This is a genomic window from Asticcacaulis sp. W401b (genome assembly GCF_046503825.1).
Lineage (GTDB): Bacteria > Pseudomonadota > Alphaproteobacteria > Caulobacterales > Caulobacteraceae > Asticcacaulis.
This window is the reverse complement of record NZ_JBKFEE010000006.1, coordinates 31898-58301: the sequence shown is the minus strand read 5'-3', so window position 1 is coordinate 58301 and position 26404 is coordinate 31898. Positions and strand designations below refer to the sequence as shown.

Below are 26404 nucleotides of genomic sequence, written 5' to 3'. Positions count from 1 at the left end.
CACATATGAGACAGTCTTGATGTTTCAACGGCCGGATGCGGTTAGCATCTTCGGCCGTTGGTATGAGGTGTGCATAACCCCTGGTTGGGGCCCCGTCGCGTTTCAATTTGGCTGTGTGACGGCATTCCGGGGCGCATAGAGAAGAGGTTGGGGTGTGATATGCGTAGAACCAGATTGAATGTGGTGCCGCCCTCGACGAAGGGGGTCGCAATCGAAGCCGAGATGATGGGGGGCGTGGGCGAACCGGCCCATGAGGTCATCAATGTCGTGCCTGTGCCGCTCAACACGGCCAACAGTCTGCAATCGCTCGTCGATGCGACGGTTTCGGCGCGTGAAAGCCGCACCCAGCGCGTGCGCCGCCTTCAGGAAGAGGCCAAGGCGCTGGCGCGCGAGCAGATTTCCGAGCTGGAAATCCTGATCGACGCGACGGCCAAGATGGCGCATGAAATCGCCGAAGGGGGCGAGGCCTATCCGGTGGGCGCGCGAGAACTGAGCCGCCGACTGGCTGACGAATTGCCGCGCACGTTGCAAACCCTGCGCATCGTCACCAAAAAGAGCCTTTGAACCTGTATTTTGCAGGGCCTGCGGCAATAAGGTGCATAATTCGACTCGCCTGTCTGGGGTTTTACGCTTACATCTGTGACTTCCGTTTCGGGACAGGGATGCACAGGACATGGCCGCGTATGTAAAGTCAGGTGTGGCGCTCTCTTGGCTGGCCGCCGTCGCGCTGATGACCGGTTGTGGCAAGAAAGAACAACCCCCTGCGCCTGAGCCCGCTCCGGCCCCGGCCTCTGTGGCCGCGCCGCCGCCCAAACCGCAGGAGCCTCTTCCGGCGCGTCAGCCCGGCCTGTGGGAAACAACGCTCAGCGAGGAGGGTTCGGAAAGTCAGGCCCAGACCATGCGCATCTGCCTCGACGCGGCCACCGAGAAGGAGCTGGGTATTACGGGCACTGACCTTAATGGCAATCGCTGCCGCTACACGACGGTCAGCCATCTGGACGACGGTTCCTGGGGCATTCTCGCCGAATGCAATATGGGATCGGGCGGCAAGATGGAGGTGTCGGGCAGCATCACCGGCGACTATACGCGCGACTACACCATGACCCTGCGGTCCCAGACCACGGGGGCGGCGCTGGCGCACATGAACCGCGTGGTCAATATGACGATCAAATCAAAGCGCCTCAGCCCATGCAAGGCCGATCAGAAACCCGGCGACGTGACCCTGCCCGGTGGCGACGTCAGTTTCAACCTGTTCGATATGGCCGGGCGTGAGCCGGGTAAGCCCAAATAGGTTAAACCAGCCAGCTCTTGGGATTGGGAATCGGGCGTTTGTGGAAGACGTGGTTGAAGCCCACGGTGCAACGCCCCACGATCCACAGGAACAGGGCGAAGACGAGGATCAGCACGATACCGCCCAGCACCACGCTCGACATCACCGGTGAGGTCAGCAGCACAACCAGCGGCACAAAGGCCCCGATGCCCACCCAGAAGGTCCTTTTCTGAAAGGCATAGTGGGTTTTCAGCCAGTCGGGGGCGTCGTCCTGAAACAAATAGATCAGGGTGATGGCGAGGACGCCCGAAATGCCACCGACGATCAGGAAAAACAGCAGCAGATAGTTGACGATTGGGATGATCGTCGTGTCGCTGAGTTTGGTGCGGGTGGCGGGCGTGTTCATAAGTGGTCCAGATCGAGTTCGGGTACCAGAACAAGCACGTCCGTCACCCCGATATCAAGCCCCATCTGCGACAAAAGCGTCGTAATCTGTCCGCGGTGGTGGGTTTGGTGATTGAACACGTGGCTCAGCACCAGCCCCAGCGGTTTAGTATGGGCGTCGCCATTGACGCGGCGATAGGTCAGAGGCATGTCGAGATCGGCCTCGCTCAGGCCCTCGATATAGCTCAGCCACAGATCATCCAGTTCCCTGCGCACCGGCGCGAAGGCGCTCAGTTCGCTATACAGCGTATCATTCAGGCCCGTGGGTTGCGGCAGGGCCTTGGCGGCCGACAGCGCGGCACCCGTCGCATGGCCCCTCAAACGGCCCATCCACAGCAGGTCCGCCACGATCAGGTGGTTGAGCGTCCCCCAAACCGAACCGAAAAAGGCCCCTGTATCGGCGTGGAAATCGGCGTCGGGATGCGCGGCCATCACCTCCAGCAGTTTGGCGTTCATCCACTGGTTATAGCGGGCCATCAGGCCCAGATGCGCCAGATGGCTCATTTGCGCATCACCACGGTGCAGCCGGAGCGGTCGGCATCGGCCAGGGCTTCGGGTTTGGAGATGCGGATACGCACCTCTTCGGCCTGCGGCAGGGCCAGTACGGCCTCGGCCAGGTCCTCGGCCAGGGTTTCGACCAGCTTGATATGGCCGCGCGCGATCAGGTCACGCGCCAGATTGCCGACCATTTCGTAGTTCAGCGTGTCTTTCAGGCCCTTGATCTCATGCAGGCCGATGCGGATATCGGCGTCGATGATCAGGGGTTGGGTGCGGCCGTGTTCGTAGTCATAGACGCCAATGGCGGCCTCGACTTTCAGGCCTTCGACAAAGACGTGGCGGCTGATCAGAGGCATGGGTCGCTCTTTTTCTGCCAATCTTCAGGCGGCAGGAGATCGTTGATCGACAGATCGGCCCGATGGCACCAGTCGGCCAGATGCGGGCCGTGGCTAAGGTCTTCGGGCGTCAGTATGACCGTATTGGTCGGGGTTTCTTCGATTTCAAAGCGCACGCACGCAAAATCCGGCACGTGGGCGGACAAGATGGCGTTCAGCTTGTGATAGAGGGCGAGTGCTACGGCTTCGGTCGTCGGATCGCCCGGAATGATCAGCAGACGCGGCAGAAGATCGGGCTCATGCGCCTGAAAAAAGCCGATCAGCGGGTCATCGGCCCCCAGTTGAAAGGCGTGATCCAGAGCGTCATCGACAAAGCGGTGCCAGTCGCGCTTGAGCGCATCAAAACTCTGGGCGTAGTTGGATTGCCCCCACTTCACCGTATCCGGCGATTTGGCCTTCAGCGTCACGCGCACGAATTCATTATGCCCATGCGGGGTCGCGCACTTCGACGAACGGTCGGCGCGCAAACGGTGAGCCATGGAAAAACGACGGGTGAACTGAATCTGCACGGACAGGGGCCTTTTCTTGTGCGGCAGCTAAAAGCGCAAAAGCCCGCGTGAGTCAAATCACGCGCAGTGTCTGGGGGGCTTGGCCACGAAAAACACGAAAATCGCGAAAAGCGTAACATCGGGCGGTGCTTGCCCGAAGGGCTGTTAGCCTCGTTTGTGAGCGACTATCAAGGACGCTTCGCGCAAGGCTTCAATATAACGGATTTCGTGCTTTTCGTGTTTTTCGTGGCTAAAACCTGCGGCCAAATCTTACCAAGCGCCGATCTTGGCATCCTGACGGTGATGATCCTCTTCGGCCAGCAGGCGGATGGCCTCCAGCGCCGCCATGCAGCCCATACCGGCCGCCGTGACCGCCTGACGGTAGACGTCGTCCGTCACATCGCCCGCCGCAAAGACGCCCTTGATGGCGGTTTTCGGCGTGCCGGGTTCGACCTTCAGATAGCCGCCGGCATTGGTTTCAAGCTGCCCCTGGAACAGTTGCGACGACGGCGCGTGTCCGATGGCGATAAACACGCCGTCGAGCGGCAGTTCGTGGGTATCGCCCGTATGGACGTTTTTCAGGCGCACGCCGGTGACGCTGGCCCCGCCGAATTCATTGGTTTCGCCCAGAATTTCGTCAATGGCCGAATTCCACACCGGCTGAATCTTCGGCTCGGCATACATGCGCTCGGCCAGAATCTTTTCCGAACGCACCGAGTCGCGGCGGTGGATCAGATAGACCTTTGAGGCGAACTTGGTGAGGAACAGGGCCTCTTCGACCGCCGTATTGCCGCCGCCGACCACGGCCACCGTCTTGTTGCGGTAGAAGAAGCCGTCACAGGTGGCGCAGGCCGACACACCGAAGCCCTGATAGGTCTTTTCCGACTCAAGGCCCAGCCACTTGGCCTGAGCGCCGGTCGAAATGATGACGGTTTCGGCCAGATAGACGTTCCCGGCATCGGTTTCGAGGCGGAAGGGCCGCTGGCTGAGGTCGGCCTTGACCACGATGTCGGTGATGACCTCGGTGCCCATATGTTCGGCCTGCGCCTTCATCTGATCCATCAGCCACGGGCCCTGAATGACCTCGGCAAAGCCCGGATAGTTTTCGACGTCCGTGGTGATGGTGAGCTGACCACCCGTCTGCGGGCCGGTGAACACCACCGGGTGCAGCAGGCCCCGCGCGGCATAGATGGCCGCTGTCCAGCCCGCCGGGCCGGAACCGATGATGGCGCAACGAACAGTACGGGGCGTGGTCATGGCAGATTCGATTCTATCTTGGGGTAAACTGGCCCCTTAGATAATGACCGGCCGCGGCCTTGTCATCCCTCCGTTAAGGGCTGTTAACGTTTTTCGTCGGGATGCGTTTGATTATAGAGCGCCAGTACGGCCTCGGCGGCGCGCTGCGTCTCGTTCAGCGGCGTATATTTCCACGTCCGCAGCTCACCCGACCACGGCCGCGCGGCGCCGTATTCCTGAAGCCCCTGATGGAAGCGCCCGAACTTGGTCCCACTGCTGCGCGCATCCATGGGCAGGACGTGCACCGGCTTGCCCGTGGCGGCGGCTTCGGTGGCCATATTCACCGAATCCTCGGTGACGAGGATGTGGTCGGCGGCGTTAAGGAAGGCGAAATAGGGATTGTCGCCCTTGCCGTCATAGATGATGCCGTCGAGGTCTTTCAGTCCCTCGGTCAGGATGGCGCGGGCGGCTTCGGGGGTGCGGCGCGACACGCTGAGCAGCAGGGTGGCCTTCTTGCCTTTGACCGCGGCGCGAATCTGCTGGACGAGGGTTTCGGCGCGCGCCGGCGATATGTCGTGGCTTTTGGAGCGCCCGCCGATCAGGGCGGCGATAAACGGGCCGCTGAACTTCGACAGGCTTTCAGCCCACGGGGCGGCCTCACGGCTGAGGCGTTCCGGCGTGACGCGATGGGTGGAGCCCAGAAGCGGTAGCACATTGTCGCCCTTCACCTCGTCGTGCTTCGGTGCAATGACCATGTCGAAGCGGGCGGACGGCAGGCGGGGGTCCTGAAGCTGCACCACCAGCGTCTTGCCCTGAGAGCGGCGGCGCATGCGCAGCGAATGGGCCAGGGTGGCGCGTCCGGCGGCGATCCAGATGTCGGGATAGGGCGGGCCAATGAGGTCGGAATCGCGCTTCAGCATCACATCGGGCCACAGACGCAGCGCTGTGGGCCAGCGGTCGAACAGACGGCGATAGCGGATATGGCGCACGACGATCTGGGTCGGGGTGAGGGCGGCAATGGCTTCGGCCAGCCCCAGAACCTGATTGTGGATACCGGCGCGACCGTCCGACACCGCCCAGACGATCAGCGGGCGGTCCGAGGGAATCTTCAGCGACTCTTCGGTTGTGACGGGTGCATTGAGCACAGCGGACACCTTCCTCGCCAAAGGCGAGGTATGAAAAAAGCCAAAGACTTGCGACGGGCCGTCCCGAGCAAGTCTTTGACCTTATTGAGTGCCATCATCCGGCAGGCGCAGCCTGTCGGATGATGAGAGCTAGATCCACTCGACCTTGAGGATTTCGTAGGCCTTGACGCCGGCGGGGGTGTTGACCTCCACCACATCGCCCACTTCCTTGCCGATCATGGCGCGCGACAAAGGCGAGCTGAGCGAGATACGGCCCGCCTTGACGTCGGCTTCGTGCTCGCCCACGACCTGATAGCGGCCTTCTTCCTCAGTGTCCTCATCGACCACGGTGACGGTCGCGCCGAACTTGATCTGATTGCCGGACAGCTTCGAAACGTCGATCACCTGGGCGCGGCTGATCTTGTCCTCGATCTCGGCGATCTGACCTTCGATCCAGCCCTGACGTTCCTTAGCCGCGTGATATTCGGCGTTTTCCGACAGGTCACCATGCGAACGCGCTTCGGCAATCGCCGCAATAACGGCGGGACGTTCCACCGATTTCAAACGCTTGAGTTCGTCGTCAAGGCTTTGGTAGCCCGCGACGGTCATCGGCACTTTTTCCATGTGCGATTGTTTCTGAAACGCCCTGAGTGAAAGACAATAGAGCCGACGACGGTCGAGGGCGCCTGCGACCGGCCGGAAAACCTGTGTTGGAACTTAAGCCGCGCGCCGGACGCTATTTGCAGAGCACCCTTGCAGGACGGGGCACGCTTCATAGCGCAAAACGCGCGAAAAAACAAACTGTGTTTCAGATAGGCACTCAAGAGGCGGTAAACAGCCCCAGTTGAGAAATTTTCAGTCGCTTCATACCCTGCGGGATCGGCTCTGCCGGGGGCGCCTGATCTTTGATGACAAAGCGGACCTGTAGCGGTCCCCGCGTGCCTGAGGTCACCGGAAGAGGTACGGTGATCTCTTTGACCTTTTTTGACATTTCATAATCCTGAGCCACCTGTCCGTTGATCAGTACCGACACGCGTGCCGGGCGGGCGGTATTCAGGGTGAACCGCAGTTCTGAGCCGGGGGCAATGGTCACTGAGTCGGGTAGGGTCAGACTGGCTTCGGCCCCACGGGTCCAGACACCGCCTTCTTCGCCCAGAGCCCAGTCGCCATCCAGCAGGCAGGCGGCGGGCTTGTCGCGCGCCACAGGCTGCATGACGTTTTGCGGGAAGGGATGCGGGGCCGGGACGCGCCCAATCGAGGCATCCGCTCTGACGGGTGGCAGGAACCAGATGCCGTCAAGCTCTCGCAACTGCCCCCTCAGCGAAGGGTGCGGCAGGCAGGGATTGATATACACATAGAGCTGGTCCGGATGTCGCACGCCCTGCAAAAAGTGCTGGTAATCCGAAAACTCCAGAGCTTCCTGTTTGGGGTTCGGGCGTGCCGCGTACATGGTATTGATGGGCACCTTAGCTGAAACGGCGCGATAGGTCATTTCATAGAAGACGGGCTGATTGGCCAGGGCATTGGGGGGGACGAAATTGACCTGCGAACTGGCGGCGATCAGTTGGCTCCATTGCGGGCTTTGGGCGACCTTGACAACGGCGCGGTCCGAGGCCCGCGCGGTCAGACTCTTGACATGGCTGGAGAAGGCGCCGAGGTCCATAAGCTGAAGCCCGACGATCACCCCCAGCCACAGGTTACGTCTGGGGGTGCGATAGATAACCAGCAAGCTCAGGAATACCAGCGTATAAGCCACCGGCCAGAACAGGCGGCCTGAGGCGCGGATCACGCCAGCCACGGAGAGGGCTGCCTCCGGCAAGGGGATATCGATCAGGGTCTTGCCGAAAATCTGGATCTTGGTCGAGATGGCCAGCACGGTGAGTAAAATCAGTACCCATTTGAGTCCACGCGCCCGCTCGAAGGCCTGTGTGGTCACTTCGCGCGTATCGCGCTCGTCGCTTGCCGCCTCTGGCTGTGGTTGCGGCTGAGGGCTCAGCTTGCGGGCGCGGCGGGTCAGCCACCACGCGGCGCCGATCAGCACCAGTACGCCTGCTCCCAGATACTGGAAGCCCTCAAAGGCCTGACGGGGCTCCTGCTTCGGTAAAAAGGACAGGAAGGACGGCAGACCGGACGGATTGAACGGTCCGTCCAGCCCCATGGAATAGATACCGAAGCCATCACCCGCCGGGCTGGTTCCGGAAAACGCGCCCCCCGCCCACAGGGCTATCAGACACAGTGTGGCACTGATACCCGCAGCGCCGGCCAGCCCGATCAGGGCCTTCGGGTCGCGCGTGCGGCGGATAGTCTGTAAGGCCTGCCACTGATCGGCGGCCCAGATAAACAGGCACATGATCAGCAGATAGGGATGGATCAGCGAGGCTAGGGTCAGGTTGGCGGCCCAGCCTATGGCCTTGCCGCGAGGGGTTTCGACCGCGAAGAAGATGTATAGCGACCACAGGATCAGCCAGTGCGCAAACAGCGTGTCGTGCCCGATGCGGTTATACAGTGTGGGCAGCAGGCACAGAAGCAGGGCACCGCCCAGAGCGCTCCACGCCGTCGGTGCGTAGCGTTCCATCAGACGCAGGGCAAAGACGTACTGCAAACACAGGCACAGCAGGAACCACAGTCCAATGAACTGAAAATTCGCCGGCAAAAGCGGGCTGATCAGCTTCAGAGGCAGTGAAAGGAGCGGGTTGGAGTCGGTGTAAAGCACACTCAGACCGGTGGGGTGCGCCAGAAGGTCCTGATGGTTGAAGCCATCTGCCCCGTTACGATAGGCGTGCCAGCCGAGAAAATGCTGTGCCCAGTCGCCGTGCATCACCCAGCCGATATTGGTCGGGTCCACAATCGCCGGGTTAAAAAAGGCCAGAAACAGCAGAACGGGCGCGCCAAACAGTGCCAAACGATAATGGGTGCGTTGTGTCGTGTCTGGCATATGCCTCTCTCGGTCTGTCAACGGGAGGCCATTGCACGCTTAGCAACGCGCGTAATGTCTTGTCAGTCCGGACATGACCGCCCCCTTCGGCACTGCACACCTTAAAGAGGGGTTTGGCTGAAAACAAGCACGGCAGTGCAAAAAAAGCCCGGCCGAAGCCGGGCTTTCAAGGAGACGATTAGGGTTTCTGAGGGGCCTGCTGGCCGGCGGTGACGCCGACCGGTTGGGCTTTGACCGCAGCTTGGGCTTCGGCGATTTTGGCCTTCTTCTCGGCCTCTTCCTTCTCACGCACAGCGGCGTCTTCGATGGTCAGGCGGAACAGCTTCATGCCCCACTGGCGTTCATCGTCGCCCTGACCCAGCTCCTTGAGCGACAGCGGGTCGCGCACGATGAAGGACACCTTCATGTCGGGGCGGTTGAACACCGACGGCGGCAGGGGAATATCCTGATAGGAGCGGATTTTTTCCAGCTCCATCGTGGCACGCTTGCGCCCATTGATCAGCACATCGACCGTCATCGGGCGGAAGAAGCTCTTGGCCACCAGCCGGATCGACGGCTTGACCGGGCGTTCGCCGCTTTCGAACTGCACCTCCTGAATGGGGATGACCAGCTCAGAACGTTTGCCCAGCGTCCATGCCCCGTCGGCCTCAGGCGCCGCCCAGTTCTTGTCGAGCAGGCACGAGCCCTGATTGAGATACCCAAAGCCCATGCGCGCCTTGATCGGCTTCCATTCGGGCAGGGCCAGCGGCAGGTTGCGCATTGACTGCGGCGGGATGATCCACACGCCGTCCACCTCACGCATCAGCGGCTGAAGATTGGCCGGGGCGATGCACTGGTTGAGGAAGACGTACAGGTTGTCGTTATTGATAGTGCCGTTGAGATAGGCTTCGCGGCCTTTCAGCTCGATGGCGCGCTGTTCATAGTTTTCGCGCGCCATATACATGGTGTTGACGTAGCGCTGCTTCGACACAGCGCGCCAGGCGATTTCATAGAACAGCTTGTCGTTCAGGTGCACCTGCGCCGGATAGAAGTCTACGCCCTTCGCTCCGGAAATCAGCTTGTCCCACATTGGATCCGGGGCCTGATCGAAGATGACCGGGCTGGTGGCCAGTTCGGTCTGTTTGCGCATGGCGGCGATAAAGCCCTGAAGGTCGATCAGTTGCACGATAATGACCAGCGGCAGAGCCACCTTCATCACCTTGGGCCGCGACTTATAGACAATGACCAGCGCGATCAGGATCAGGGTGTAGGCGATGGGCCAGAAGAAGCGGCCGGAAGCCCGCAGTACCGCCAGCTTATCCAGCAGGTATTTCGGCAGCGGCAGCTTGAACAACACGATGTCGTAGAACTGCACATGGTGCGAAACGGCGATGACGAACAGGCAGATAAAGGGGATGATCAGCGGCTTGGCGCTATCGATAAAGGGACGCGCCTGACGGGCCGAGAAGGTTATCTGATAGAGCAGAAGCGCCCCCAGCAGCAGGCCCAGAATGCCGAGGCCCATATACTGATAGCCCTCGAAATACTGCCCCATGTCCTGCGGGTGGGCCTTGATGAAGAAGGAGAAGTCGGGCTGAACCGGGTTGAACGGCGCATCCAGTCCCATCGAGTAGAAGCCGAAGCCGCGCGCCTGCGCCGATGAGCCCGAATAGGCCCCTGAGATGCCAAGCGTAATAAACGGGCAGATAAACACCAGCGCTGCATCGCGCAGGATCAGCAGCACCCGCTTGCGGTCCATGGCCTTCGCCGCCGGCACGAAAATGCGCAACACGTCTGCGCCCCACACCGCGGCCATCATGAACAGCATGTAGGGGTGCAGGAAGCCGGTCAGGCCCAGCGCCGTCGCGTACCAGATGTTCTTTTTGCGCTCATCCTTGACGTTGAAGAAGATCCACAGCGTCCACAGGATAAGAAAGTGCGCCACCAGCGTGTCGTGGCGCATCCGGTAATAGAGGGCGGGCAGCAGCGACATGATGATCGCCCCGGCCAGAGCCGACCACGGCCCCGGCGCGTGCGGGCGCACCAGCTTCCACGCAAAGAAGAACTGCATCACCACGCACAGCAGGAACCACGGCCCGATGAACTGGAAATTATCGGGCAGGAGCGGACTGAGTGCCTTGAAGATAAAGGAAAAGAACGGATTGGAGTCCGTGTAGATGATACTGACGCCCGTCGGCCACGCCAGCAGGTTCTGATAGTTGAACGGCCACGCCCACGGCACGTTGCGGAAGGCGTGCCAGCCCAGCACGTGCTGCCCCCAGTCCTCATCCAGCAGCCAGCCGATGCGGGTCGGGTCGAGGATCTCGATATGGAAGAACAGGCTGAACAGCAGGAACGGCGTTGCCACGATCAGCAGACGACGGGCCCAGGTCACAACATGCGGCAGGTAGGACGGGATACGAATGGGAGGGCTCTATCGATAAAGACGAGGATAGGGTCAGTTCTGGTGCGGCGCATCATAGCGAAAACGCCGCACATCACAAGTTGCGTGATCAAGCCCTAAAAATAGGCAAATTTCGGGCACGATCCCGCAAAATTGTTTCCGTTTCCTGTCGTACACGGATGCGTGTCCGATTGACAGAAGGGCGTTCCGGTCGTTTCCTGACACGCGGGAGGATGTGACCATGACTGTGAACCAGGGTTTGCGTTTGCCGCTGATGGCTGTGGGGATCATGCTGCTGCTGACGGCCTGTGCAACGCAGGGGGCGGCACCCGAACCGTCCGTGCCGGGCTTCTGGATGGGGCTGATCCACGGGGCCATCGCGCCCTTTGCCCTGATCGGGCATATTTTCGATCACAGCATCCGCATCTATGCCGTGCCCAATTCGGGCGGCTGGTACGATTTCGGCTTCCTGCTGGGCCTGTCCTTTATCTGGGGCGGCGGCAGTGCCGGGGCCGCCAGTCGCCGAAGCAAGGCCGACTAAGTATTGCCGGATTTGCAGAAAACCATTTTGCGAAACCGGCGGCAGGACGGAAAATAAGAAAGATTTTCTCGACCTTCGGGGGGATCATCTTTCTTGAAGAGGACCCGTCATGCCCGTTGACCTGCCCCCGGCTACGCCTTTGATGCCCGCTGAGATCGCGGCCCTGCCGCAGCGTCTGCCGTTGTGGACGCGCGAGGCGGGGGACAAGGCCATAGAGCGCCATCTGCGCTTTGCGGATTTCACCGCGGCATTTGGTTTTATGAGCGCTGTGGCTCAGGCGGCGGAGGGTCTGGACCACCATCCGGAATGGTCCAATGTCTATAACCGCGTGTCGATCCGCCTGACGACCCACGACACGGGCGGGCTCAGCGATCGCGATGTGGCGCTGGCCGAAGCGATCGACGCCGCAGCCACCCGTTTTAACGCGGCTAGAGCGAGGTAAGGGATGGATACGCAAACACAGCCTGCGCGCCACGGTATTGTCGGTGGCTATGTGCCTGACCGTCCCGACTGGACCATCCCGCAAAACTGGGACGCCTATACGCCGAGCGAGCACGCCACCTGGCGCACCCTGTTCGAGCGGCAGATGCAGACCATCCGCGGTCGGGCCTGCGCCGAATATATGGACGGCCTGAGCCAGTTGCCGATCACAGCCGAAGCCATCCCCGATTTCGACGCCCTGAGCGAGGTCCTCTACCGCCGCACCGGCTGGACGGTGGTGGCCGTGCCCGGCATGGTGCCCAATGACGTCTTTTTCGACCATCTGGCCAACCGGCGCTTCCCGGCGGGGCAGTTTATCCGCGACGGGCGCGAACTGGACTATCTGGTCGAGCCCGATGTTTTTCATGACCTGTTCGGCCATGTGCCGATGATGATGAATCCGGTCATGGCCGACTTCATGCAGGCCTATGGCGAAGGCGGGTTGCGCGCCGAAAAGCTGGGCGTGCTCGACCGGCTGGCGCGGCTCTACTGGTACACGGTGGAGTTCGGACTGGTCGAAGAGGGTGGCGGCGTGCGCATCTTCGGTGCCGGCATATTGTCGTCCTTTACCGAGACGCAGTTTGCGCTGGAAAGCCCGTCCCCGAACCGTATCGGCTTCGATCTGGAGCGCGTCATGCGCACCGTCTATCGCATCGACGATTTTCAGGAGGGTTATTTCGTCCTGCCGTCGATAGATACGCTTCTGGGGCTGGCGCAAAAGGACTTCGGGCCGATCTATGAGGCGCTGGCCGGGCTGCCCGACCTGACGCCGGGCCGCATCGAAGCCACCGACCGCGTATTTCACCGCGGCACGGGCGACTATCACCGATAGAGCCTCCCCCTATAGCGGAATGATTTCTTTTAAATCATTCCGCTCAAGCCGCCATTGAGGCGGCGGCCAAGGTGGCGAAGCCACCGCCCGGCGAGGGGCTAAACAAAAATCCAGATCATTATGTTTCCACCAGAAATCATAATGATCTAGGATCAGGGTAGGCGCTTTTCCGTTTATTTCCGCTGATCGGCGGAGGTATCGCGGGCGGTTTTGAACTCCGAGGTGGCGCGCCATTGCGGCCATTCGCGCGAATGGGCCAGCTTCGCCCCGATTTGGTAATAAAGCGTCACGTCCTCGACCATGCCCGCCATATCCCAGTCCGCCGACCATTCGTCATCGGCCTGATGGTAGCGCTTGTCGCGGTAGTCGGCTTCCTTGGCCGTGCCCGCTGCGATGCCGCCCTTGATCAGGTCCTTGCCCCCCTTGGCATAGAGCATGGGCACGCCGCGTTTGACGAAGGGGAAGTGGTCCGAACGGAAGAAGTACCCCGCTTCGGGTTTTTCGTCGGGCGACAGGATACGGTTCTGCGCCCTAGCGAAGGTGCCGAGATCGTCCTCCAGCGACGACTGACCATTGCCGACCACCACGATGTTTTTCGTCGCGCCAAACACATTGAGCGCGTCCATATTGATGCCCGCCACCGTCTTTTCCAGCGGATAGACCGGGTTTGAGGCGTAGTATTCCGAGCCCAGAAGGCCGCTTTCTTCGCCGGTAAAAGCGATCATCACCACGCTGCGGTCGGGTTTGGGGGCCTTGCCAAAGGCACGCGCCAGCTCCAGCAGGGCCGCAATCCCGGTGCCATTATCGACCGCACCATTGAAGATCTTATCGCCATTGGCGTCGGGGGCCCCGATGCCGATATGGTCCCAGTGTCCACCATAGACGACCGTCTCATCCGGGTGTTTCGTGCCGGGCAGGCGCGCGATGACATTGTGCGAGACGATTTCCTTCGCTGTCACCTGATAGCCGCCGCTGAGCGTGGTCTTCAGGTCCACCGGCCGGAAGTCTTTGGTGCGCGCCGCGACCTTCAGCGCCGCCAGGTCAAGGCCTGCCTGAGCAAACAGGCTCTGTGCCGTTTCGGCCGACAGCCAGCCTTCGAGGCCGGTAAACTGTTTTGACGGGTCAGGGCGCACGATGTCGAACTGCGGCCCGGTCCACGAATTTTTCACCGTGCCCCAGCCATAGGAGGCCGCCGCCGTGTCGTGGATGATCAGCACGCCCGCCGCACCGTGCCGGGCGGCCTCTTCGTACTTGTAGGTCCAGCGTCCGTAATAGGTCATTGCCTTGCCGCCGAAGGTGTTGGCCTCAGGCGCATAAAAGTCCGGATCGTTGATCAGCACGACCACGATCTTGCCCTTCACATCGACGCCCTTGAAATCGTCCCAGCCGCGTTCCGGGGCCGTGACGCCATAGCCGACAAAGACCAGCGGCGTGTCCTTGAAACTGACATCCCCCAGCGCGCCGCGCGTCGAAACCACGATGTCCGTGCCCGGCGTCAGCGCCGTCGCCTTGCCGCCGCTGCTGAGCGAGAGGGTGGGGTTTTGTACCGTGAACTGGCGCAGCTTTACGGCCTGCGTCCACTGACCGTCTGGGCCGCCCGGTTGAAAGCCCGCCGCGGCAAAACCCTTCGATAGATAGTCGATCACCTTGGGTTCGGCGGGCGTGTTGATGCCACGGCCTTCGAAGCTGTCGTCAGACAAGGCCTTAACATCGGCGGACATGCGCGCACCGGAAATCTCAGGCGTCTTGGGGGCGGCCAGCGCCGGAACGGACAAGGTGAGGGCCAGCAGGCTGGCGGCCATAACGGGTCGGAAAGACATGCGGGGCTCCTTCGGGGATCAGTTTCAAATGAAGCTAAATCCCTCAGAGCCGGTGTCAAGATCATGTCCGGTTTATGGCGGCTTTCGCTTTCCTGACTGCATCTTTATCCGTTAGCGGCCCATTGTGAGGTTCTGCGGACGGATCGTCCCACGCCTTATTCTTTTCCGACCTGTGATTTTCAGCAGCCTTCCGGCGGTATTTTGCGCCGGAGCCGATCCGCCGACGCTGGTTTTTTTCGCGAAGGGTTCGCCATGCTTCAGGATAAGCATTTTGCCGTCGAAACCGAGGCCCACAGCCTTGATGATATTCTCAGCCGTGCCCGTCTCAAACCCGAAGCGGGCCTGTCGCGCGTCGCCGTGCTCGGCAATTTCCCGCCGCGTCAGTGCGGTCTGGCCACCTTTACCCGCGATATCTATAAATGCCTGCACGAAGCCCTGCCGTCGGCGCGCTTTGAGGTGATCGCCATGGACGATCACGCCGGGCCCTATGCCTACCCGCCCGAAGTGACGCGCCACCTGCCGCAGGACGACGCAGCGGCCTATCGGCAACTGGCCGCCGATCTCACTGCCGCCCGCATGCAGGTGCTGTTCGTGCAGCACGAATACGGCATTTTCGGCGGCCCGTCCGGCGCACACCTGCTGGAATGCCTTGAGCGCGTCGATATGCCGGTCATCACCACCCTGCACACGGTGCTCGAAACCCCCAATGCGGATCAGCGCCGCGTGATGGACGGGCTGATCCGCCTGTCTTCGACCCTGATCACCATGGCCCATAAGGGCGCGGACATCCTCAAGCGCGTCTATGGCGTGCCGGACTCGCAGATATTGGTGGTGCCGCACGGGGCCCCGGCACGGGCCTTGCGCCCCACGGCTGACTTCAAGGCCGGGCTGGACGCCGAAGGGCGGCGGGTGCTGTCCACCTTCGGGCTGCTGTCGCCAAATAAAGGGATCGAGACGATCATCGAAGCCCTGCCGGCCATTTCCGAGGCCTGCCCCGACGTGCTGTACTTTGTCGTGGGGGCCACCCACCCCAATCTGATCCTGCATGAGGGCGAAGCCTACCGCGAGCGTCTGATGGCGCGCGCTGAGGCGCTGGGCGTCGAAGACCATATCCGCTTCATCAACCGCTTCATGTCCGATGACGACCTTATCGACGTGCTTCAGGCCACCGACGTCTATGTGACGCCCTATCTGACCGAAACGCAGATCACGTCGGGCACGCTGAGCTATGCGCTGGCCGTGGGCAAGCCGGTAGTCTCGGCGCCTTACTGGCACGCGGTTGAGGCTCTGGCCGACGGGGTGGGTGTCGTTTGCCCCTTCCGTGACAGCGCGGCCTTTGCCGAGGCGATTATCGACCTTTTGACCGATGAAGCCAAACGGGAAGCCATGAGCGAACGCGCCTATGAGGCCGCCCTGCCGTCGCGCTGGAGCGCGGTGGCCGCCGCCTATACCGGGCGCGCCCGCGCCGACATCACGACGAAGGGCAGGGTGCTGTCTGTGGTCCCGTCTATCGGATCGGCCCCGGCCTGGCGCGCCGTTTTGCGGCTGTCGGACGATTGCGGCATGGCCCAGCACAGCCGCTACCGCCTGCCCGATCGCGCGCATGGCTATTGCACCGACGACAATGCCCGCGCCCTGATGCTGATGGCGCGGCGGGCGAAGTTCGAGCGCTTTGACGAGCAGCGCACAGACCTCGCCTACCGCTATGCGGGCTTTGTCAACCACGCCTGGAACCCTGAGATGGGGCGTTTTCGCAACTTTATGAGCTTTGCCCGGCAGTGGCTGGACGAGGGCGGGTCGGACGATTGCTGCGCCCGTGCCTTTGAGGCCCTGATCGAGGTGGTGCGTTCTCCCCTGCCGGACGATCTGCGGCAGTGGGCGCGTGAACTTAGCCAGCGCGTCCTGCCGCACGTCGCCGACTGGCCGTCGCAGCGCGCCCGCGCCGTGAGCCTGCGCGCGCTGGATGCCGCGGTCGATCATGTGGGCGAGGCGGCGGAGGTCCTGCGGTTGATGGAGGTGCTGGCCGAACCGCTGCACGCCGCCTATTGCCACAACGCCCCGGCGCATGGGTGGTTTGAGCCCGCCCTGTCCTACGACAATGCGCGCCTCCCCGAAGGTCTGTTGCTGGCCGGGAAGCGCCTCGGCAATGCCCGGATGGTCCAAAATGCCCTGAGCGCCAGCGTGCGCATCATGGCCCTGCAAACCGCTGAGGCCGGTCATTTCCGCCCTATCCCGACCCGCAGTTTCGCCGCCGGGCAATCGCACGCCGGCGGGCGGGAAGCCCTGTTCGATCAGCAGCCGCTGGAGGCGCAGGCCTCCATCGAAGCCTGCCTGACGGCATGGCGCGTGACGGGCGAAGCGAGCTGGAAGGCGCAGGCCTTGCGCGTCTGGCAATGGTTCCGCGGTGACAATGATCACGGCCTCAGCCTGATGAGCGAGGACGGCGGCTGCTGCGACGGTCTTACGTTGCATGGGCTCAACGAAAATCAGGGGGCGGAGTCGGTGCTGGCCTTGCACCTGAGCTGGTGCGCCCTGAAAGATGCCGGTCTTTAATTTGCTTTATCGCGCATTTGGGTCCGAAAACCGCTTCACACTTTTCGGAATGCGCTTTTGACAGTGTGCCTATGAAAGAGATCAAGTACAGCGACATCGTGCTGCGCGCCGACCCTGAGCGCGTCGTGCTACGCCCCTTCACCATTTCGGTGGAACCCTACAATACGGCTTTGGGGACCATGTCGCGGGCCGAGCGCATCTGCCGCTCGCTCCTTAAGTTGACGCACGAGGAATGTTGCGCCGAACTCGACAGCGTCAGCCGCGATTTCAGTGGTCGCCACCTACAGGCGCGCGCCATCTTCCTCGATCGTTTCAGGGCGATAAAGGCGATGATCGGCCGTGGCATCGACGGCATGGACGAGATCGACGAAGACCATGCGGCGCTGATCGGGGCCTATTTCTGTCAGGAATATTCCTTCGAAGCGGCGGCGATCATGAACCCGTCCGTCGTTGTCCACCCCGAACAGACACATGTGCCGCAAGGGGCGGTGCGTTTCCTGATGTCGGTGCGCACGGTCGGGGAGGGGCATATCTCGACCATCTCCTTCCGCGAAGGCGTGTTCCATGCCGACGGCGCGGTCGATCTTGAGCCCGACTCCGACTTTATCGTCGCCGCCAAACCGGCGCAGGGGGCGACCGACGGGCCCGTCACCCTGATGCGGCATAAGGCCTGTTCCGTGTCGGGCACGGTCATTTTTCCGGTAACTCGTGCCCAGTCGAACGGCCTCGAAGACCTGCGTCTGGTGCAGTTTACGGAAGACGACGGCGACACCACCTATCTTGGGACCTACACCGCCTATTCGGGGCGTGAAATCGGCTGCGAACTGTTCGAAACCGAGGATTTTGATACCATCTATCTGGCCCCGTTGCGCGGGCTGGCGGCGACGCACAAGGGGCTGGCCCTGTTCCCGCGCCGCATCAACGGCCGCTATGCGGCCATCGGGCGGCTGGACCACGAGAGCCTGTTCTATCTCGAAAGCGAAGACCGCATGGTGTGGAACTATGGCGACCGCATCGTCTCGCCCAAACACCCGTGGGAAATGGTGCAGATGGGCAATTGCGGCTCGCCTATTGAGCTGGACGCCGGGTGGCTGGTCTTTACCCACGGCGTCGGGGCGATGCGCCGCTACTGTCTGGGGGCGGTGCTGCTCGACAAGGCCGATCCGCGTCAGGTGATCGGCCGGTCGCGCACGCCCATTCTGGCCCCCGGCGAAGACACGCGGGAAGGCTATGTGCCCAATGTCGTCTATAGCTGCGGTGCGCTGAAACACGGCGACTGGATCCTGCTGCCCTATGGCGTGGCCGATTCCTCGATCCGCTTCGCCTCGCTGCACGTCGATGACATCCTTCAGCACCTGCGGCCCTTCTGATGGACGGCAGCCTGCCCGTCATGGAGGCTGCGGCGGACGCTGCGGAACAGGCGAAGGCCTGTGGCCTGCGCTACGTTAATGACCGGCGACCCGGCTTTACGCGCCGGCGCTATGGTCGCCGCTTCGTCTATTTCGACACCAGGGGTGTCCGGATCGACGACGAAAAGGCGCGCGCCCGCATCGACCGGCTGGCCATTCCCCCGGCGTGGAAAGACGTATGGATTTGCCCCTTCGCCAATGGCCATGTTCAGGCGACCGGCACGGACGCCAAAGGCCGCAAGCAGTACCGCTATCACGCCGACTGGCGCAGCGTGCGCGACGCCACCAAGTTCAGCCATATCCTGCGCTTCGGCGAAGTGCTGCCGCGCATCCGCGCTGCTGTGCGCGCCGACATGGCCAGACGGAGCTTAAGCCGTGAAAAGGTGCTGGCCACCGTCGTTTATCTGCTGGAAAAGACGCTGATCCGCGTCGGCAATGACGAATATGCCCGCACCAACAAATCCTATGGCCTGACGACGCTGAAGGACGAGCATGTTTCGGTCGAAGGCCAGAGCGTGCGTTTTCGCTTTATGGGCAAGTCGGGCAAGGCGTGGAACCTCAAACTAAGCGACCGCCGTGCTGCCGCCGTCATCCGCCGCCTTCAGGACCTGGGCGAGCAGGAATTGTTCGCCTGGGTCGATGAGGCCGGGCGGGTGCACGATGTCACCTCGTCGGACGTCAATGCCTATCTGAAAGAGATCAGCGGCGAGGTCGTCACCGCCAAGGACTTCCGCACCTTTACGGGGACGGTGCTGGCGGCGCTGGCGCTTCAGGCCTTTGATGCCTTTGAGACCCAGACAGAGGCCAAGCGCAATCTCAAGGCCGCCATCGAAGACGTGGCGCGTCGGCTCGGCAATACGCCCGCCGTCTGCCGCAAGGGCTATGTGCATCCGGAGGTGATCAGCGCCTATCTGGACGGGGCTTTGAGCCAGCAGATTGTGGACGAGATCGACGCCGAACTGAGCGAGGCGGCGGAACTGGACCCCGATGAGGTGATGGTACTCGGCTTCCTGAAAAAGCGCCTGAAGGCTTAGGCCCGGATATCGGCCAGCAGGCGGCTGAGGCTGTCGAGATTGACCGGCTTGGTCAGGTGGTGGTTGAAGCCCGCCTCAAACGCCGCCTGACGGTCGCTGTCCTGCCCCCAGCCGGTCTGGGCGATCACCACCGTGTCCTGCAATTGCGGCCGTTTGCGCAGTTCGCGGCAGACCTCATAGCCATTCATGCCGGGCATACCGATATCGAGCAGGATGACGTCCGGCGTCTCGCTGTCGGCGGCGGCCAGAGCCGCGGCCCCATCGTGCACGGTGCGCGTATGGTGGCCGATCAGGTCGAGCATCCAGCTGGTCGTTTCGGCCGATTCGCGGTTGTCATCGACCACCAGCACGTTCAGTGACCGCGCCGCCTGCGCCTCAGTCAGACCGTCCGCCGTGGCGTGCGGCGCGTCTGCCAGAGGCAAACGCAGTTCAAAGGTCGAGCCCCTGTTGGCTCCGGCGCTTTCGGCATGGATCGAGCCGCCATGCAGGGCCACCAGCTTTTGCGCCAGCGCCAGACCGATCCCCAGCCCGCCCTGCGCGCGGTGGATGTTGCGGTCCACCTGCGTGAACAGTTCAAACACCTTGGGCAGCATGTCGGCGTCGATGCCCAGCCCGGTATCGCTCACGCGGATCACGGCCTGCGCGCCATCGCGGCGCAGGCTGAGGCCGATGCGACCGCGTTCGGGCGTATATTTGGCGGCATTGTTGAGCAGGTTGGCGACGATCTGCGCCAGCCGCGTCAGGTCGCCATCGACCCACAACTCCTCCGCCGGAAGATCGAGCGTAAAGGCGTGCCCGGCGAGGTCGATGACGGGACGCGCGGTTTCCACCGCCGCCTCGACCACCGAACGCATCGTCAGGTGATCGCGCTTCAACTCTATCTTGCCCTGACTGACGCGCGACACGTCCAGCAGATCATCGACAAGGCGCACCAGATGCGTCATCTGACGGTCCATCATGTCGCGTACCTGCGCCGCCATCGGGCTGTCCGGAGCCATGCGCAGAATCTGGAGCCCGTTGCGGATCGGGGCCATCGGATTGCGCAGTTCGTGCGCCAGGGTGGCCAGGAAGACGTCCTTGCGGTGATCGGCCTCGCGCAGGGCCTCGGCCGCGCGCTGAATCTCGTCCCGCTGGGCCTGAAGCGCGTCGCGCTGATGCGCGATCTGACGACGCTGGGCGTAGAGTTCGACGAAGACCTCGACCTTGGATTTGAGGATATCGCCGTCGATAGGCTTTTGCAGGAAATCGACGGCCCCGGCCTCATAGCCGCGGAAACGGCGATCGCGGTCGGTGGTCCCGGCGGTCAGGAAGATGATGGGGATGCGCCGCGTGCGTTCGGCACCGCGCAGGGTTTCGGCCAGCTCAAAGCCGTCCATCTCCGGCATCTGCACGTCGAGCAGGGCCAGCGCCACCTCCTGCCGCAGCAGGATTTCCAGCGCCTCAACGCCTGAGCGCGCCTTGAGGATGGTCAGGCCGTCACGGCGCAAAAGGGCTTCGAGCGCCAGCAGGTTTTCTTCGAGATCATCGACCAGCAGGATGGGGGCGGGCGTGTTCATCAGGCGGCCTCCACCAGTAGTTCGGCGGCCAAGTCCTCAAGCGGGCACACCTCCGCCGCCGGGCACAGGGACAGGGCGGTTTCCGGCATCAGGCGCGCATAGGCCGTCTCCGGCGACTGGATCAGGCCACGCCCGCCCTGCGCCATAACGGCGCGCAGGCCCTCCGCGCCATCCTCATTGGCGCCGGTCAGGATGACACCGGTCAGACCTGGCCCATAGGCATCCGCGGCCGTTTCAAACAGCACGTCGATCGACGGGCGCGAAAACCATACCGGCGCTTCGTTCGATAGGGCAACGGTGAAGTCGGTTTCGACCATGAGGTGATAATCCGGCGGGGCGAAGTAGATGGTGCCAGCATCAATTGGGGCCTTATCTTCGGCTTCGACAACCTTCATGAGGCATTTGTCCCTGAACAGGTCGGCCAGAACGCTGTGCCGGTTCGACGGCAGGTGGATGACCACCAAAACCGGGCAATGGTCGGGCGGCAGGTGCGGCAGGACGGCCGACAGGGCTTCTACGCCGCCGGCCGAAGCCCCTATGACTACCGCTTTGCGGGGAAGGGTGCTCATGCGGCCTCCCGCTTCTGATAGAGGCGTTCATCGCGGGCAAATTCGTCGAATGTGGCGTGATGATCGGTGAAGCGCAGCGTTTCCTTGGCCCCCAGCCCCAGAAAGCCCTTGCGCGACAAAGAGTCGGCAAACAGGGCCACGGCGCGGTTTTGAAGGTCCCGGTTGAAATAGATCAGCACATTGCGGCACGACACAAACTGCGTTTCGGCAAACACGGCGTCCGTGACCAGCGAATGGTCGGAAAACACCACGTGCTTACGCAAAGATTTGTCGAAGGTGGCCGCGCCATAGGCGGCGGTGTAGTAGTCCGACAAAGAGGTCTTGCCGCCCGACAGGCGGTGGTTTTCGGTAAACAGACGCATCCGGTCGAGATCATAGACCCCGGCCTCGGCCTTGCGCAGCGAGTCCTGATTGATGTCGGTGGCGTAGAAGAGGGTGCGCTCTTCAAGGCCTTCTTCTCGGAACAGAATGGCGAAGGAATAAAGTTCCTCACCGGTCGAACAGCCGGCGATCCACACCTTCAAAGAGGGGTAGGTTTTAAGGTGCGGCACCACCTTTTCGCGGATGGCGCGGAAATAGGCCGGGTCGCGAAACAGCTCCGATACCTGCACCGTCAGATAGCTCATCAGGGCCCCCAGCATGGCCTCATCGTGCAGGACCATGTCCTGAAGCATCGAAATCGAGCGGCAGCCGAAATGGTCGCGCGCCTGCAACAGGCGGCGTTTGATCGAGGCCATGGCGTAGCCTCTGAAATCATAGTGATATTTGAGATATATCGCCTCAAGGAAAAGGCGGACTTCTATATCCTCGATCTTGTTATGCACAACACGTCACGCACGCCAGCCGCTAAAAGGAAAGTCACTCTAGGGTTATCGCGTATAAAAATAAAATCAGTAACTGCATCGGCAACAAATTAGGTTGAACCGTTAGTTACCTCGGTACCCAGACGCGCACCAGCGACACCAGCTTTTCGACATCCAGCGGTTTGGCCATATAGTCATTGGCCCCTGCGTCGAGGCAGCGTTCCTGATCGTCCTTCATCGCCTTGGCGGTCAGCATGATAACGGGCAGCTTCTTCCATTCCGGCCGCTTGCGGATCTCGCGCGTGGCGGTCAGGCCGTCCATTTCCGGCATCATGACGTCCATCAGAACCAGGTCGATGGCGGTGTCGGCTGAGGCCTGCGCCACCTCCAGCGCGTCGAGCGCTTCGCGGCCATTGCGGGCGATCTGGACGATGGCCCCCAGAGGCTCGAAGATGTTGGTGACGGCATAGACGTTGCGCACATCGTCTTCGACGACCAGCAGACGCCGCCCTTCCAGCATGTTGTCGCGCCCCTTGGCCCGGTGCAGCATCTTCTGCTGTTCGGGAGACAGGTCCGACACCATCTGATGCAGGAACAGGGTCACTTCGTCGAGCAGGCGCTCCGGCGACTTGGCCCCCTTGATGATGATGGACTTGGAATAGCGGCGCAGCTTCTGTTCGTCCGCCGCCGAGATGTCGCGGCCCGTATAGACGATGACCGGGGGGAAGGCGTAGTCCTGCTCAGTCGAAAGCGTTTCCAGCAGCGAATAGCCGCTGGCATCGGGCAGGCTTAAGTCCAGCACCATGCAGTCATAGGTCTGCGCCTTCAGTTCCGCCAGACACTCTGCCGCCGTGCCGACGGCTACCGTCTCCACGTCCTGCGTCTTCAACAGCGCCATCACCGAATCGCGCTGCACGGCGTCGTCTTCGACGATCAGTACACGGCGCATCCGCTTTTCGAGACGCGTCTCAAGCTGGGTGAAGGCTTCGACCAGCTCGTCGCGCTTGACGGGTTTCAGCATGTAGCCGATGGCCCCCATCGACAGGGCGGCGTGCATGTAATCATTGGCCGACACGACGTGCACGGGGATGTGCCGCGTCTTTGGGTCGCGCTTGAGACGGTCGAGCACCGACAGGCCGGAATGATCGGGCAGGCCGAGATCCAGCACCACGGCGGAGGGCACGTACTGACGCACCATCAGCATGGCGTCTTCGGCCGTGCTGGCGATCAGGCATTGAAAGCCCAGATCCTGCGCCAGTTCGTAGAGGATGCGCGCAAAGGACGGGTCGTCCTCGACGGCCAGCAGCAGGCGCTTGTCGCCGCTGAGGCGGTCGCGGTCGTCAGGAACACGCGTGCGGGTCGGCAGGATCGGGGCCGCCGGTGTATCCGCAAAGGTTTCGATGATCTGCGGTTCAGGGCTGCGCGGCGTTTCGCGTGGGGCGACCTGCTGCGGGTCATAGATCAGCGGCAGGATAAGGGTAAAGGTCGAGCCTTCGCCGGGTTCGCTTTTCAGCTCGATATGCCCGCCCAGCAGGCGCGACAGTTCGCGCGAAATCGACAGGCCCAGACCCGTGCCGCCGTACTTGCGCGAAATGGTCGAATCCGCCTGCCGGAAGGCTTCGAAAATGCTCTGTTGCTGCTCGGCGGAAATGCCGATGCCCGTATCGCTGACGGCAAAGTGGACCTTGTTATCAGCCGCTGACATGCGCAGCACCACCGAACCGCTTTCGGTGAATTTCAGGGCGTTGGACAACAGGTTTTTCAGTACCTGCTCCAGACGCTGACGGTCGGAATCGAACAGGTCGGGCAGGGTTTCATCGGCTTCGACGCGGAAGGTCAGGCCCTTTTCGCCGGCCAGAGGCTCGAACATGCGCGTCATATCGCTGGCCAGACGGCGGAAGGAGACGGGCTCGGCATTGATGTCCATCTGACCCGCCTCGATCTTCGACAGGTCCAGAATGTCGTTGATCAAGGCCAGAAGGTCGTTGCCCGACGACTGGATGGTGCGGGCGAATTTGACCTGCTCTTCGCTTAGATTGCCGTCGCGGTTGTCGGCCAGCAGCTTGGCCAGAATCAGCGACGAATTGAGCGGCGTACGCAGTTCGTGGCTCATATTGGCCAGAAAATCCGACTTGTAACGGCTGGCCTGTTCCAACTCCTGCGCCTTCAGCGCGATGTCGGCGGCGCTGCGGTTCAGGTCGTCCTTCTGCTGCTCCAGTACGCGCGCCTGCTCGGACAGTTGCACATTGGTCTGCTCCAGCTCGGCCTGTTGCTGCTCCAGACGCAAATGCGATTCCTTGAGCGCGCGGCTCTGTTCCTCAAGTTCTTCGTTATTGACGCGCAACTCCTCGGCCTGGGTCTGAAGCTCCTCGGATTGCCGCTGGGTTTCTTCCAGCAGGTTCTGCTGCGTGGCGCGGTAATTGGCCGAACGCACGGCAACGCTGATGATGTCGGAAGAACGCTCAAGCAAGGTCATCGTGGCCGGATCGACCGTGGCCATAAAGCCCAGCTCGATCACGGCATCAACCTGCGCGTCCGTGGCGGCGGGGGCCACGACCACGTGGCGCGGCTGCCATTGCCCCAGCGCCGTGCCGACGCTCAGCAGGGGGGCGGGCAGGTCGGACAGGACGGCGATCTTGCCTTCGGCCGCCACCTGACCCACCACGCCCTCATTGAGTTTGAGCGTCAGGGGCAGGGCGGTCTCGGCGGGCACACCGTGCGTGGCGGCCTGTTTCAGTATGCCGCCGTCGCGCGCATAGAAGGCGGCACTCTGGGCGCCCAGATAGTCGCACAGGAAGGACAGGGCGCGCTTACCCACCTCATCGAGCGCCGGATCGCCCGACAGGGCGGCCCCCAGACCCACCTCGCCATTGGACAGCCAGTTTTGCAGGGCCTGTCTTTCGGTCGAACGGCGCACAATGACGGCGATGATCACGGTCAGGATAATGCCCAGAATGGCGGTCGCCGTGGTGGACAGGATGGCCGTATTGAAGGCTTCGGCGCGTTGACGGATACCCGCCTGACGCCGCGCGTTTTCCGCGGCCTCAATCTCTTTGATCTCGCGGCGAATGATGTCCATATGGTTCTTGCCGAGGTGGCGGCTGACCTCGGCTGCAGCCGCCTCCATCCCCTGGGTGCGGCGGATGTCGATCGTGCGATGCAGTTCCGCCATCTTGAGATTGATGCGTTCTTCGATGGCATCGACTTGTGGCTTCAGCTCGGGCGACTGGGCCAGCAGCGTTTGCAGGACCTTCGCGCGCTCCTTGAGGACGAAGGTGGCGTTATCATAGGGCACCAGATAGGCCTCGTCGCCCGTGATGATATAGCCACGCTGCCCCGTTTCGGCGTCGGTCAGGGTGGCGATCAGTTCGCTCAGGCCCAGTATGGTCTTGTGCGTCTCGGTCACCTCTTCGCTGTTTTTCCGCAGCGTGCTGATATTGGTGTAGGAGATGAAGCCGCTGATCAGGAAGAAGGCGGCAACGAAGATCAGTGACAACAGCACGCCCAGACTGCTGCCGGCGGCATGGCTTTTTCCGGGAAACAGAAAGACCTTCAAAGCGTGAAGCGGACCATTCGAAGACATAAGCAGGCGGCCTTGGGGTAAGCGTGGAGGATCAGACGCGCATGTCCGCCGCAATGGCGTTCAGCACGGATTCGAGGGTCTGAAGATCGACCGGCTTGGTCAGGTGGTGGACGAAGCCGGCCTCTGCCGACTGTTCTCGGTGCTCACGCTCGTCCCAGCCGGTCTGCGCCACGAAGATGGCGTTGGCGTGGGCGGGCTTCTGACGCATTTCACGGCACAGGTCATAGCCGCTCATGCCCGGCAGGCCGATATCCATCATCACCACGTCAGGGGCATAGGCTTCACCCTCGGTCAGCGCCGCCTGCGGCGTCAGGCTGATGCGATAGTCATAGCCCAGCATCTCGATGATCCAGCCGGTCGTCTGGGCCAGAGCTTCGTTATCCTCGACGATCAAAATCTTCATATGTGTCTCTGAGGCTTACAGGGAGCGTCGTCTGAGGGCCGCCGCAAA

General features: G+C 62.0%; 23 protein-coding genes. 8 read left to right on the top strand and 15 right to left on the bottom strand.

Going from position 1 to position 26404, the window contains the following annotated elements; genetic code table 11:
- The first annotated feature begins 159 nt into the window (after positions 1–159).
- Together ACK8OE_RS13615 and ACK8OE_RS13610 are read left to right on the top strand one after the other, a co-directional pair.
- A complete protein-coding gene (locus tag ACK8OE_RS13615; RefSeq protein ID WP_290795537.1) occupies positions 160–564 on the top strand; it encodes a hypothetical protein in 405 nt (134 codons plus the stop codon).
- A gap of 109 nt (positions 565–673) precedes the next feature.
- Positions 674–1291, top strand: coding sequence for a DUF3617 domain-containing protein (locus tag ACK8OE_RS13610; RefSeq protein ID WP_410272955.1), 618 nt, complete (start codon positions 674–676; stop codon positions 1289–1291).
- A 1-nt stretch (position 1292) separates the two neighbouring features.
- On the opposite strand, the gene ACK8OE_RS13605 is transcribed toward ACK8OE_RS13610, so the two are convergent.
- The 9 genes from ACK8OE_RS13605 to ACK8OE_RS13565 form a co-directional block, all read right to left on the bottom strand.
- Positions 1293–1676: a DUF4870 family protein gene (locus ACK8OE_RS13605; protein WP_410272954.1), complete on the bottom strand. Its 384-nt coding sequence runs from the start codon at positions 1674–1676 to the stop codon at positions 1293–1295.
- Entirely contained in the window at positions 1673–2218 is a 546-nt protein-coding gene (locus tag ACK8OE_RS13600; RefSeq protein WP_410272953.1) for a DinB family protein, read from the bottom strand. The genes ACK8OE_RS13605 and ACK8OE_RS13600 overlap by 4 nt, the downstream gene beginning before the upstream one ends.
- A complete protein-coding gene (gene folB / locus ACK8OE_RS13595) occupies positions 2215–2568 on the bottom strand; it encodes a dihydroneopterin aldolase (protein WP_126422759.1) in 354 nt (117 codons plus the stop codon). The genes ACK8OE_RS13600 and folB overlap by 4 nt, the downstream gene beginning before the upstream one ends.
- Complete coding sequence (locus ACK8OE_RS13590) at positions 2559–3116, bottom strand: 6-carboxytetrahydropterin synthase (RefSeq protein ID WP_410272952.1); 558 nt, start codon at positions 3114–3116, stop codon at positions 2559–2561. Before ACK8OE_RS13590 ends, folB begins: the two co-directional genes overlap by 10 nt.
- A 249-nt stretch (positions 3117–3365) precedes the next feature.
- A complete protein-coding gene (trxB, locus tag ACK8OE_RS13585; RefSeq protein WP_126422763.1) occupies positions 3366–4352 on the bottom strand; it encodes a thioredoxin-disulfide reductase in 987 nt (328 codons plus the stop codon).
- Positions 4353–4435: 83 nt separating this feature from the next.
- Complete coding sequence (locus tag ACK8OE_RS13580) at positions 4436–5476, bottom strand: mitochondrial fission ELM1 family protein (RefSeq protein WP_410272951.1); 1041 nt, start codon at positions 5474–5476, stop codon at positions 4436–4438.
- Between the two features lie 129 nt (positions 5477–5605).
- Positions 5606–6079 carry a transcription elongation factor GreA gene (greA, locus tag ACK8OE_RS13575; protein ID WP_041658489.1) on the bottom strand — a complete coding sequence of 158 codons (474 nt, stop codon included), beginning with the start codon at positions 6077–6079 and terminating at the stop codon, positions 5606–5608.
- Between the two features lie 196 nt (positions 6080–6275).
- On the bottom strand, positions 6276–8390 hold the full coding sequence (locus ACK8OE_RS13570) for a DUF6311 domain-containing protein (RefSeq protein WP_410272950.1): 2115 nt from the start codon (positions 8388–8390) through the stop codon (positions 6276–6278).
- A gap of 178 nt (positions 8391–8568) precedes the next feature.
- Positions 8569–10764: a DUF6311 domain-containing protein gene (locus ACK8OE_RS13565; protein ID WP_410272949.1), complete on the bottom strand. Its 2196-nt coding sequence runs from the start codon at positions 10762–10764 to the stop codon at positions 8569–8571.
- A 250-nt stretch (positions 10765–11014) separates the two neighbouring features.
- Between ACK8OE_RS13565 and ACK8OE_RS13560 the strand changes: the two genes are divergently transcribed.
- From ACK8OE_RS13560 to phhA, 3 genes are all read left to right on the top strand, one after another.
- Positions 11015–11314 (top strand): hypothetical protein, encoded by a 300-nt coding sequence (locus ACK8OE_RS13560; protein WP_410272948.1) that lies wholly within the window; start codon positions 11015–11017, stop codon positions 11312–11314.
- 109 nt (positions 11315–11423) lie between these two features.
- Positions 11424–11756 (top strand): 4a-hydroxytetrahydrobiopterin dehydratase, encoded by a 333-nt coding sequence (locus ACK8OE_RS13555; protein WP_410272947.1) that lies wholly within the window; start codon positions 11424–11426, stop codon positions 11754–11756.
- A gap of 3 nt (positions 11757–11759) precedes the next feature.
- Positions 11760–12626: a phenylalanine 4-monooxygenase gene (gene phhA, locus ACK8OE_RS13550; protein WP_410272946.1), complete on the top strand. Its 867-nt coding sequence runs from the start codon at positions 11760–11762 to the stop codon at positions 12624–12626.
- A gap of 173 nt (positions 12627–12799) precedes the next feature.
- Here phhA and ACK8OE_RS13545 read toward each other — a convergent pair whose 3' ends face one another.
- The gene (locus ACK8OE_RS13545; RefSeq protein ID WP_410272945.1) at positions 12800–14446 is read right to left on the bottom strand and encodes a M28 family metallopeptidase; all 1647 of its coding nucleotides are present in this window, start codon (positions 14444–14446) and stop codon (positions 12800–12802) included.
- A gap of 252 nt (positions 14447–14698) precedes the next feature.
- On the opposite strand from ACK8OE_RS13545, the gene ACK8OE_RS13540 reads away from it, so the two are divergent.
- From ACK8OE_RS13540 to ACK8OE_RS13530, 3 genes are all read left to right on the top strand, one after another.
- Positions 14699–16999: a glycosyltransferase gene (locus tag ACK8OE_RS13540; RefSeq protein WP_410272944.1), complete on the top strand. Its 2301-nt coding sequence runs from the start codon at positions 14699–14701 to the stop codon at positions 16997–16999.
- Positions 17000–17070: 71 nt separating this feature from the next.
- Entirely contained in the window at positions 17071–18369 is a 1299-nt protein-coding gene (locus ACK8OE_RS13535) for a glycoside hydrolase family 130 protein (protein ID WP_410272943.1), read from the top strand.
- On the top strand, positions 18369–19442 hold the full coding sequence (locus ACK8OE_RS13530; protein ID WP_410272942.1) for a DNA topoisomerase IB: 1074 nt from the start codon (positions 18369–18371) through the stop codon (positions 19440–19442). Before ACK8OE_RS13535 ends, ACK8OE_RS13530 begins: the two co-directional genes overlap by 1 nt.
- Here the strand turns inward: ACK8OE_RS13530 and ACK8OE_RS13525 are convergent.
- From ACK8OE_RS13525 to ACK8OE_RS13505, 5 genes are all read right to left on the bottom strand, one after another.
- Positions 19439–20998: a response regulator gene (locus ACK8OE_RS13525; protein ID WP_410272941.1), complete on the bottom strand. Its 1560-nt coding sequence runs from the start codon at positions 20996–20998 to the stop codon at positions 19439–19441. The genes ACK8OE_RS13530 and ACK8OE_RS13525 overlap by 4 nt on opposite strands.
- Positions 20998–21567, bottom strand: coding sequence for a chemotaxis protein CheB (locus ACK8OE_RS13520; RefSeq protein WP_410272940.1), 570 nt, complete (start codon positions 21565–21567; stop codon positions 20998–21000). Before ACK8OE_RS13520 ends, ACK8OE_RS13525 begins: the two co-directional genes overlap by 1 nt.
- Positions 21564–22391: a CheR family methyltransferase gene (locus tag ACK8OE_RS13515; protein ID WP_410272939.1), complete on the bottom strand. Its 828-nt coding sequence runs from the start codon at positions 22389–22391 to the stop codon at positions 21564–21566. The genes ACK8OE_RS13520 and ACK8OE_RS13515 overlap by 4 nt, the downstream gene beginning before the upstream one ends.
- 106 nt (positions 22392–22497) lie before the next feature.
- The gene (locus ACK8OE_RS13510; protein WP_410272938.1) at positions 22498–25953 is read right to left on the bottom strand and encodes a response regulator; all 3456 of its coding nucleotides are present in this window, start codon (positions 25951–25953) and stop codon (positions 22498–22500) included.
- A gap of 31 nt (positions 25954–25984) precedes the next feature.
- Positions 25985–26356: a response regulator gene (locus ACK8OE_RS13505; protein WP_290795494.1), complete on the bottom strand. Its 372-nt coding sequence runs from the start codon at positions 26354–26356 to the stop codon at positions 25985–25987.
- Positions 26357–26404 lie beyond the last annotated feature (48 nt).